The organism is Lentisphaerota bacterium (assembly GCA_016873675.1).
Classification (GTDB): Bacteria; Verrucomicrobiota; Kiritimatiellia; order RFP12; family JAAYNR01; genus VGWG01.
In genome coordinates, this window is the sequence record VGWG01000092.1 from 1 (window position 1) to 10,424 (window position 10,424).

The window sequence follows — 10,424 nt, forward strand, 5'->3', positions numbered from 1 at the left end:
GGCCTGACTACCGGTACTTCATCATCGGCTTCCGCGCCGCCAGGACCCTGCCATAGCGCGGTAGCGCTACCCTCACCTCGGCCCTCTCCCAGTCGGGAGAGGGAGGGTTGCGAGGCGGCACGCGCGGTAGCGCAGGTGCCGACTCGCAGCGGGGGTGCAGGGGGTGGCAACCCCCTGCCCTGGAGTTTGGCCTTTGACTAGATACGGGCACTAGATTTTTTGCGCCAGCGCACTTTTTTCGTTGTGTGTCGGCGTTTTTTTGTGTATATTGTAATCTAGCATTAATGCTAGATCATAAACACAGGAGGATCAGCATGGGATACCCCACGAAAGTTCAGCTCATTCACAGGAAAAAGACCGCCGATCAGTATTACATTAACTTTCCAACTGCCGTGGCTGAGGCCATGGAGTTCGAGAAAGGCGAAGTCATTGAATGGATCGTCGAGGACAAGGCGAACATCATCGCCCATCGTCGGCATGTGCCGCCGTCTCCGATCACAGTAAAAAAAACTCTGCGCATCTCCTCGAAGGGATCGAGAGACTCCTGAACCAGTGCGACGGGCTGGGCAGCGAGGCGATGCGCGAGCGCACTCGCAGACATTTGATCAGTCAGTTGCTCTGCCTGGGCCGACACACCCTGACCGGTGTGCTCGGGACATCAGGACGGCTGTTTTGCGATTGGAGCGCCGATTACAGAATGTATTCGTCCGAACGCGTTGAGCCCGAGAAGCTGTTTAGCCCCGTCCGCCAGAGCCTGACGGCGAGACTCGCTTCCGGCGAACCCCTTGTGGCGGCCCTGGATGACACGCGTCTGCGTAAGAGCGGACGCAAAACGCATGGGGTCAGATACACCCGCGACCCCATGGGTCCCCCGTTCCACGTTAACTTCATCAAGGCCCAACGATTCGTTCAGACCTCTATGGCCTGTGCGGCCGATAATGGAATGGCCCGGATGATCCCCATTGACTTTGTCCATGCCCCGGCGCCACAGAAGCCGCGTGACGAGGCCGACGAGCAAGCCTGCGCCCAGTTCCGCAAGAACCAACGCGACATGGCTCTGCCGAAAGTCGGCGCTGAACGCCTGCACGCGTTACGCCGCGCCATGGATGAAGAAGGGCAGCAAGAAAGGCCGCTATGGGCGGTTGTCGATGGCGGCTATACCAACGGCACCTTTATTAAGCACCTGCCAGAACGAACGGTTGCCGTCGGCCGGATCCGCACCGACGCCAAGCTTTATCACCTGCCCGAGTCGACAGAAGGAAAACCGGGCCGCAATCGCGTCTATGGGGATCGCGCACCCACGCCCGAAGAACTCCGCCAGAATACGGACGTGCCCTGGCAACCCGTCGAAGCTTTCGCGGCCGGCCAAACACACACCTTTAAAATCAAGACGATGAGCCCTCTGTGCTGGCGATCCGCCGGAAAGCAACGCGACTTGCGCCTCATCGTTATCGCCCCGTTGGGATATCGACTGACCCGACATTCCAAAATGCTCTACCGCAAGCCCGCTTTCCTGATCTGCACCGACCCCGATGCAAACATCCAGCAGATCATTCAAGCCTACGTATGGCGCTGGGATATCGAAGTCAATTTCCGTGACGAGAAAACCATCATCGGCGTCGGCCAGGCACAAGTCCGTCACGAGAACTCTGTCGAAAATGTCCCGGCTCTGGCGGTTGCCGCCTATGCCATGCTGCTCACGGCCGCCACGCATGCCTACGGACCCACCGGCCAACCTGACACGTTGCCCGCACCCAAATGGCAACGCAAAAAAAACCTCAGAGCCTCCACGCAGTCACTGCTCCAGCATCTTCGCCACGAGGTCTGGGCCGAGGCCCTGCATTTCTCCGGCTTCGTGTCCAACCCCACCCTGAACACGAAGCCGCAGAAACTCGATAACACGCTGGCCTCTGCCCTATTCTACGCTGTCGCATGAACCAACAAAGGGCCAAACTCCAGTGCAGGGGGTGGCAACCCCCTGCCAAATTTTTTAAAAAAGGGCGACGTATGGACGTGAGGGTGATCACGCTGCGGTATCAAGAGGGCGTGCAGGGCTTCCCGGAGGGGGCCTTGCGCCAGGCGACGGCCGGACGCGAGGTGCTGGAGGCGCGCGAGCACTTCTTCCTGCACGGCAACGTGCCTCATCTGGCGCTGGTGCTGCTGCTCGGCGACGGGCCGTCCGGCGAGGGTTGGAAGCCGCGCGACCCGAATGCGCCGAATCCGGAGGAGAGCGTGGCGGAGGGTCTGCGGCCGTTGTACCGCGACCTGAAGCGCTGGCGCAACGACCGCGCCAAGGCGGACGGCAAACCGGCGTATGCTATCGCCCGAAACACGCAGTTGGCGGAGATTGTGAACAAGGCGCCGAAGAGCCTGGCGGATCTGAAAGAGGTGCCGGGGATCGGGGAGGCGTTCTGCCGGGACTATGGGAAGGACGTGTTGGAACTGGTAGCGGGATGCGGGTCAAGCGAGGCGGGCGGGAAGATCGAATGAATCGAGAAATTCGACTGAATCGATTCGTACGAATCAATCGGTTCCATCGATTCTCTCGAAAAGCGAAAACCAAATGAAGTCACACGGCCAGCTATGGGAGCGGATCACGTCGGCGGAGAATCTGCTGGCGGCGTGGGGCCGCGTACGCAAGGGGCATGCCGGCTCGCAGGCGGTGCAGGCGTTCGGCGCGGCTCTGGATGCGAACCTGGCCGCTCTGCGAGCCGACCTGCTGGCTGGCGAGTATCGCCCGGGCGAGTACGTGCAGTTTCGCGTGCATGACCCCAAGCCGCGGACGATCAGTTGCGCGCCGGTGCGCGACCGGGTGCTGCACCACGCTCTGTGCGGCGTGATCACGCCGCTGCTGGAGCGGGGCTTCACGGAAGACAGCTACGCCTGCCGTGAGGGCAAAGGGACGCACCGGGCGTGCGCGCGGGCCAGGGATTTGGTGAGGGCGCACCCGTGGTTTTGCAAGATCGACGTGCGGCACTACTTCGACAGCATCGGGCATGACCGGCTGCTGGAGGTGTTGCTGCCGAAGTTCCGCGAGAGGGAGGTGCGGGGACTGATCGAGCGTATTGTCCGCCACCCTGTTCCCGGACAGGCGGGTGGACGCGGCTTACCGATCGGCAATCTGACAAGCCAGTGGTTCGCCAATGCGTTTTTGGACGGGTTCGACCATCAGGCGAAAGAGACAATGCGGCTTCCGGGCTACATCCGCTACATGGACGACATGGTGATGTTCGCAGAGTCCAAGCCGGAGTGCTGGCTAGCGCTGGAAGAGGCGGAGCGGTGGCTGCGGGATGAGCGCGGTTTGCAGCTCAAGACCGAAGCAACGCGGCTCGCGCCGGTTACCGAGGGTCTTCCTTTCCTTGGGTTGCGCATTTTTCCGGCCTGCTGGCGACTGCAGCGAGAACGGTTCCTGCGGACACGGCGGCGGTTCGCGGGACGCGAGCGGGCGTATACGGCCGGGCTGCTGGACGGGGAGCGGCTGCGGGCGTGCGCGGCGGCTGCGGACGGCGGGGTAAGGTGGTTCGGGTTCAAGAACATTCTCAAAGAAGGAGAGAGGGCGACCGGAGACGGTGCGGCGTCGGGATCGAACCGGGTGAAACGGGGCGGGAGTTGGAACAACAACGCGAGGAACTGCCGTTCCGCGAATCGCAACAACAACTGGCCTGACAACCGGAACAACAACATCGGCTTCCGCGCCGCCAGCACCGTGCCAGGACAGGCAGGGTCCCATCCGGGATCGCCCGCGTCCCGCGCAGACGGGAACGAACAGGTCAGGCCCCGGGCGGCCGGTAGCGCGGGCGAACGCCGCGCCGGGAGCGGTTTCTGGGGAGATGTCGATAGAATCGAATGATTCGAAGGATTCGATGGGATCGATTCGGTCGAATCTATCGATTCCCTCGATTCTTTCGAAAACAAAGGAGCAACACATGAGCCTATTCGGCGGCACCGGCGGCTATTTCTGGCTGGATTCCTGGATCATGGGCAACATCGTGCAGCTCGGCACGCAGCGCTTCTGCAAGCGCTTCCTGAACCGCACGAACGACCCCACCGGCCGCCAATACGACCAGATGACCCAATCCGCCCGCTCGGGCTGCGCCAACAACGCCGAGGGTTCGGCGCGTCGGGCGACCTCTAAAGAAACCGAAATGCGGCTGACGGACGTGGCGCGGGCGAGTCTGGCGGAACTGGCGGGCGACTACCTGAACTGGCTCCTGCAGCAAGAACAGGCGCCGTGGGGCAAGGAAACGCCCGAAGCGCGGACGGTCTACGCCGTGCGGCTGGACAAGGCTGAATACGGCGAGGACGTGGTGCATGATGCCTGCGTGCATATCCTGGCGCAGAAAAGAAAGTTCGCGCCGTGGCTCGATTCCGATAACGACGTAACGATGGCGAACGCGCTCCTCATCCTGATCGCGCGGGTGATCAACATGCTCAACCACCAGATGGAGTCGCAGGGCGAGACCTTCAAGGAAGAGGGCGGGTTCCGTGAAAAGCTCTCCGGAATCCGGATCGAGGCGCGCGCGAAGCAGCAGGGCGCGCCGGTGTGCCCCGACTGCGGCAAGCCCATGGCGCGGCGCACGGCCAAGAGCGGCAAGAACGCGGGCAAGGGATTTTGGGGTTGCACTGGGTATCCCGAGTGCAAGGGTGTGAGGGAAGTGGAAGGGGGCGGGCAATGAGTGAGAGAGAGTTTTTTTCGAGGGAATCGATTCGGTCGAATGTTTCGATTCTATCGAATCTATCGATCCTTTTGCTCGCCGCCGCCACCGTCCACGCCGGCACCGGCTCCGGACAGTCGGCGGCGTTCCGCGTGGACACGCGAGCCACCACGGCGGTGCGGGTCACGGGGGTGACGAGCCGCTGGTGCGAAGGGATGTATGGCGGCGCCGGCCGGCATGTCTACTTCCTGGCGGGGGTGGGGCTCGACGTGGCCTTCACCGCACAGGTGGATTGGGGCGGAAAAACCGGTAGCCGACTGGAGTTTAACGGCGCTGACAACGGGCTGAACTACGCCAAGAGCCTGAACGTCGGCAGCCTCGGCACCGGCGGCAAGCTGGAGGTCGTGGCCGTGGCGACGGACGGCACGCGCTCGCCGGCCTTCCGGGCGAACTTCGATGTGGCGCCGCTGCCGCCGTTCGCGAACATGCTGTTCTACCCGCAGGTACTTTCCCAGGGGAACGACCTGATCTACACGACGCCAGAGTTCGATATGGATATTTTTAAAGGCAAAAGTGGAGTGGTTCAGGGGTGTCCTATACCAGGCGATGCCATGGAGGTCCAACCGAAGTTTAGGGCGGAGGGGGAGTTCAAGGGCGATGGCACCCTCACGATCAAGGCGGCTGTCGGCGAAAATCAAAATATTAAGGTGAACAAAACGCAAAAACACAAGCCGGACGGCAAGTGGGGCGAGGCTGCGGGGGTGGAATTCGGATTGGATGTGGAAGGAGAAGTAGTCGCCTTTTGGAATCAGACCACGGGAGGATGGTCCGTCAACACGGCAATGCTTGGATTTAATGTATACGGGCAGTATTCCACGCCTCCGTATTATATCTATGCTCCACCGCCCATATATCTTCGAGCGGATATTAGTGCAGATCTTTCGATCAGCCTCCGTATTCGCGATCTCGGGACAGGGCAAGGGTGGACCCCGGATTTCGTGTTGCAGAGTGAGGCGTTGCCGAAGGTTAAGGGTGTTTTGGGGTGTGGGGCCAGTGGTGTGTTGGCATTAGAAGGTTATGTTAGTTTGGGGGGTATTATTGATGCCCAGAGCCCGCCGCTTGTAATCAACAAATTTGGTGTCGGTGGTGAGGTAGGCGCAGAAATCATTCTTCTGTGCTTTACTGTACCCATTGATATCTGGTCGGGTCAAATTTGGATTATTAACTTAGATGAGGGCATCAATCCTTTTGCTGCAATGTCTTCCGATCACCTGTTTTTGAATGCCAAGCCGCTCAATCTCGCCGCCCTCGATACGCGGGCATTCCAGCCGCTGGGGCGCGATTATCTAAAGCGGGGCGGAACAAAACGGTTGGCAATCGCTTCGACGCTGCGGGTATTGTCGCTGACGGGTGGTTCCGAGACGGTGCTCATGGCAGACGGCTACCCCTATCCGGACCCGGCGGTTGCGGCGGCGGGTGTGACGAACCATGTGCTCTACGTGCGCGACAATCCGGGTCGGCTGGCCGAGAACCGCACCGAGCTGGTGAACGTGTTCAACGGCGGCGCAGGGTGGTCGGCGCCGGTGGCGGTCTGGGACGACGGCACGGGCGACTTCGCGCCGCAAACTGCGGCGCTGGCGGATGGCACGCTTTTGGCGGTCTGGGCCAACGGCCGCGCCGCCTTGACCAACGGAGCAACGCTCGATGAGGCGCTGGCCGGCCTGGAGATCGCGGCGGGCGAGCGCGACCCCGCGACGGGGGCCTGGACTTGCCGCAATCTGACCGACAACGCCTGGCTCGACCACAGCCCGATGCTGGCGGCCGCGGCGGACGGCAGCGCCATGGCGGCATGGATCCGCAACCGGTACCAGAACCCCACGGGCACGCCGGCGGAACCCAATCGCATCCTCTTCGCGCGACGCAGTGACGGCGTGTGGTCGGATGAGGACTATGTGGCTGTGAATCTGGGGACAATCACCTATTGCGACCTGGCGTATAACGGTTCCGAAGCCGCGCTGGTCTTTGCCATGGATCTCGACGGCGACCTGGAGACGCGGGAGGATCAGGAACTTTACGGATGCGCGTTCAACGGCAGTCAGTGGGGACCCTATGTGCGGCTGACGACCGACTCGCTGCAGGATACGCGTCCCTACGTGCGTTATGCCGGCGACGGCAGCTTGCTGGTGGTGTGGTTCCAGGACGGAAAGATCCTTTCGGCACGCGGATTGGGGCTGGAGAATCCGGTGGTGGCGGGAGAGGTCGGAATCGCCAGCGGCGCGCAGGACTTCAAGCTGGTCACCGGCCCTGATGGGCAGCTTGCGGCGGTCTGGCAGGACGCGGGAGTCGCGGGCGAGGTGGCGCCCGATCCGTACATCCTCAACTACGATCCGGCGCAGGGGGTGTGGAGCCACGGGGTGCGGTTGTTGGAAGACCCGGCGTTGGAGCGCGGCTTCGCGGGCCTGTTCGGCGCGGACGGGAGGCTGCTGCTGGCCTATTCGAAGGTGGCGGTCGGCGAGGACGCCGAAGGGGTGCCGGTCTTTGGGGCGGTGGACCTGTGCGTGCTGGACCATCCGGTCGGACCCGACCCTGCCATCGGTCAATACGGCATCTCGCTGTCGACCAACGAGGTGGAAGTCGGGGAGAGCGTGGACATTCTGGTGACGGTGGAAAACCGCGGCGACCTGACGGTGACGAATCTGGCGGTGTGCGTGTATGAGGGCGCGGTGCAGGTGGGCGCGACGCAACGCGTCGCGCAATTGCTGGGCGGCGCATCCGTCGTGGTGAGCGTACCGTGGACAGTGCCGGAGGCGGCCAGCAACACCGTGCTGCGCGCGGTGGTCGATCCGGGACTGGAGACCGACGACCGCAACCGGGCGAACAACACGGCCACGCTGGCGGCGCTGCTGCCCGACCTGTCGGTGGATAGCGCGTCGGCCTTCAACGAAAGTACGAATCAGCGGTTGATTAAAGCCACGGTGATGAACGCAGGCGCGGTGCCGACCCCTGAAGGTGTGCAAGTGACCTTCCGGCGTGGGGCGTCCGACGGCGAGCTGCTGGCGACTGACACACTGGGCGAGCTGGTTTTCGGCACAAACGGGGTGTATGACGCCGGGTTCCAGTGGGCCATGGGCGGAACCGTTTTTACCTCGGCATTCGAGGTCGTTTATATCGCCGTTGATCCCACGAATTCGGTCGACGAAATTGACGAGCGCAACAACACGACGGCGGTGCAGGTGATGACCAGCCTCGACTCGGACGGCGACGGGCTGCTCGACGGCGAGGAGCTGCGCCTGGGCACGCGGGTGGATCTGACCGACAGCGACGGCGACGGTTTGAGCGATTTTGACGAGATCCGCGTACACGGCACCAACCCGTTGCTGCGGGACAGCGACGGGGACGGGGTCAGCGATAGCAACGAAATCAGGGCGGGAACCGACCCCAATAGCGAGACGGACGTGTTTAAGATCGTCGCGGCGGACGGCAGCGAGGCGGTGGTCATGCGGGTGCGTTGGAACGCCAAGGCGGGCAAGACCTACCAAGTTGAGTGCGCGTCGGCGCTTGCCGGGCCATGGGGTGACGCGCCGAACGGAGCGGGTGAGGACGGCGACAGCCTGCGGACGGCGGTGGTGGACGGCGTGCAGACCTATACGGACGGCACCGATCCGGCGCCCGCCGCACGATTCTACCGAGTGCGGATTGTAGAACCGTAGGCTCATTAATCGGCAGCCGATATGGCATAACTTGAAGCAAGAAGGATTCGCCCCTGTTGAGACGCCCCCCTCTCAGGAGGTGCGGGATGGTGATTCGGCACATAGCTGGCCCGTGCCACGAGAGGAGTATTGCATGAGCCTCATCATTTTTAACCTCTTTCGCACCATTGGGTTGCATTAGTCAATATTCAATCAACGGGGCTGGACAAACGCGGCGAAATCTGCTCTACTATCGGTCATGACCCCTGAAATCCAACTGGTCCAGAGACTCGCCGAGCGGGGGCTGACCCTCGCGCTCGCCGAATCCTGCACCGGCGGCATGGTCGCCCGGCTGGTCACCGCCGTCGCCGGCGCTTCCGCCGTCTTCACCGGCGGGATCGTCTGTTACGCCAATGCCGTCAAGCGCGATGTGCTCGGCGTGCCGCAAACCGTGCTCGACACGCAGGGCGCCGTCAGCCGCGACACCGCCGTCCTGCTGGCCGATCACGTCCGCGCGCTCCTGCGCGCCGACCTGGCCGCCGCCGTCACCGGCATCGCCGGCCCCGAGGGCGGGAGCGGCGACAAGCCGGTCGGCCTCGTCTACATCGCCGTGGCCGGCCCGGCCAACCGGATTGTTCGCCGCTACGTTTTCTCGGGCACCCGCGAATGCATCCGCCGTCAAGCGAGCGCATCAACCCTCTCCATGTTGCTCGAATTGCTGCCGTTCTGAAAGGAGTACACACATGATGACTGGAGTGATCATTGGTTTTCTGGCCTGGTTTGTAGTGCGATTTATCCTGACCGGGCTGTATACCGTCGGGCCGAACCAACGGGCGGCAAAGACGGTCTTTGGGCGGGCCCAGCGGTTGGGCAACCTGACCACCCTCGACGACCCGATCTCCGCGTCGTTGCGGGAAACCGAGCGCGAGCGGTATTGTTACCCGCAGATCCGCATCATCATGCCCGGCGGCCCGTATTTCAAATGGCCCTGGGAGCGGATTCACAAGGTCTCGATCGCCACCGAAACCTGCAACATGGCCTTTGATCCCGAGTCTCCCCAAGCCAACCGCAACGGCACCATGCTCGATGCCGTCACCAAGGACCAGTTGGACACGGGTCTGACCGGTCAGATCCGGTTCCAGGCGTCCGAGCGCAATCTCTATGCCTATCTCTTCGGCGTGGCCAATCCGTTCGCCCATGTGATGGGGTATTTCGTCTCGGTGTTGCGTGAGCGGATCGCCACCTTCGAGGCGCCAGGAAAGAAAAGTGCCGATGGCTCGCCCGAAGCCGTTCTGGTCGAGGGCATTTCCATCAACGATCTCCGTAAGAATCTGCGAGACCTGAACGAGCACATGGATCGTGAGTGCCAGTGTTCGCAGTCGCGGTACGGGATTGTGCTCGACGCGTCGCTGATCACGGGGATCGATCCGCCGCCGGAGGTGGAGTCGGCGCTGGCCGCGATCAACACGGCCCACAACCAGGTGTCGTCGGACATCAGTCTGGCCACGGCTGCCGCTGACCAACGCATCGTTCAGTCGCGGCGGGCGGTTGAAATCGAGACGCTGAAGGCTCTGGCGGATGTCGAGCCGTTGCAGCGTCTGGCGGCCCAACTCGGCGTCCTCAGGCAAAACGGCCATGCGGCCATGCTCGCCTATCTTCGAACCGTTAAACTGGGGCTCTTTTCCCGCGCGAAGCGCGTCATCGCGGAGGTGCAGCCATGAATCCAACGATAATCGCCGCGGTCACGACATTCTTCGGGCTGCTCATCGGTGTTCCGGTGGTGCTGGCCGTGGCACGCTTTCTGGGAATCTACGCGATTGTGCGGGAGCGGGAATGCCAGGTGTATGTTCTGTTCGGCAAGGTGATCGGCGTCTTGGAGGAACCCGGATTCGCGTTCCTGTGGCCGCGCCTGGGCTGGAAGGCGCTGTTTGTGTGCTGGCTGGGCCGCTGTCATGTGACCGACATGCGTCTGGATCAGGAATACCTGCGCAGCCAGCCGGTGAACTCCGAGGAGGGGGCGCCGATGGGCATCGGCATCTGGTACGAGATGTTCATCAGTGATCCGGTCTCCTACCTGTTC

At 62.4% G+C, this 10,424-nt stretch carries 9 protein-coding genes; all 9 read left to right on the forward strand.

Annotation, left to right across the window (positions count from 1 at the left end; all coding sequences use genetic code 11):
- Positions 1–314: 314 nt before the first annotated feature.
- Entirely contained in the window at positions 315–548 is a 234-nt protein-coding gene (locus FJ222_10125; protein MBM4164778.1) for a hypothetical protein, read from the forward strand.
- Positions 434–1,936 (forward strand): transposase, encoded by a 1,503-nt coding sequence (locus tag FJ222_10130; protein ID MBM4164779.1) that lies wholly within the window; start codon positions 434–436, stop codon positions 1,934–1,936. Before FJ222_10125 ends, FJ222_10130 begins: the two co-directional genes overlap by 115 nt.
- Positions 1,933–2,490, forward strand: coding sequence for a hypothetical protein (locus FJ222_10135; GenBank protein MBM4164780.1), 558 nt, complete (start codon positions 1,933–1,935; stop codon positions 2,488–2,490). Before FJ222_10130 ends, FJ222_10135 begins: the two co-directional genes overlap by 4 nt.
- Before the next feature lie 73 nt (positions 2,491–2,563).
- The gene (locus FJ222_10140; protein MBM4164781.1) at positions 2,564–3,850 is read left to right on the forward strand and encodes an RNA-dependent DNA polymerase; all 1,287 of its coding nucleotides are present in this window, start codon (positions 2,564–2,566) and stop codon (positions 3,848–3,850) included.
- Positions 3,831–4,676, forward strand: coding sequence for a hypothetical protein (locus tag FJ222_10145; protein ID MBM4164782.1), 846 nt, complete (start codon positions 3,831–3,833; stop codon positions 4,674–4,676). The genes FJ222_10140 and FJ222_10145 overlap by 20 nt, the downstream gene beginning before the upstream one ends.
- On the forward strand, positions 4,673–8,365 hold the full coding sequence (locus tag FJ222_10150) for a hypothetical protein (protein ID MBM4164783.1): 3,693 nt from the start codon (positions 4,673–4,675) through the stop codon (positions 8,363–8,365). Before FJ222_10145 ends, FJ222_10150 begins: the two co-directional genes overlap by 4 nt.
- Positions 8,366–8,603: 238 nt before the next feature.
- Positions 8,604–9,074, forward strand: coding sequence for a CinA family protein (locus FJ222_10155; GenBank protein MBM4164784.1), 471 nt, complete (start codon positions 8,604–8,606; stop codon positions 9,072–9,074).
- Positions 9,075–9,087: 13 nt separating this feature from the next.
- Complete coding sequence (locus FJ222_10160) at positions 9,088–10,065, forward strand: SPFH domain-containing protein (GenBank protein ID MBM4164785.1); 978 nt, start codon at positions 9,088–9,090, stop codon at positions 10,063–10,065.
- Positions 10,062–10,424 (forward strand): SPFH/Band 7/PHB domain protein (locus FJ222_10165; protein ID MBM4164786.1); only part of this gene is annotated, 363 nt, incomplete at its 3' end. The genes FJ222_10160 and FJ222_10165, both read left to right, overlap by 4 nt.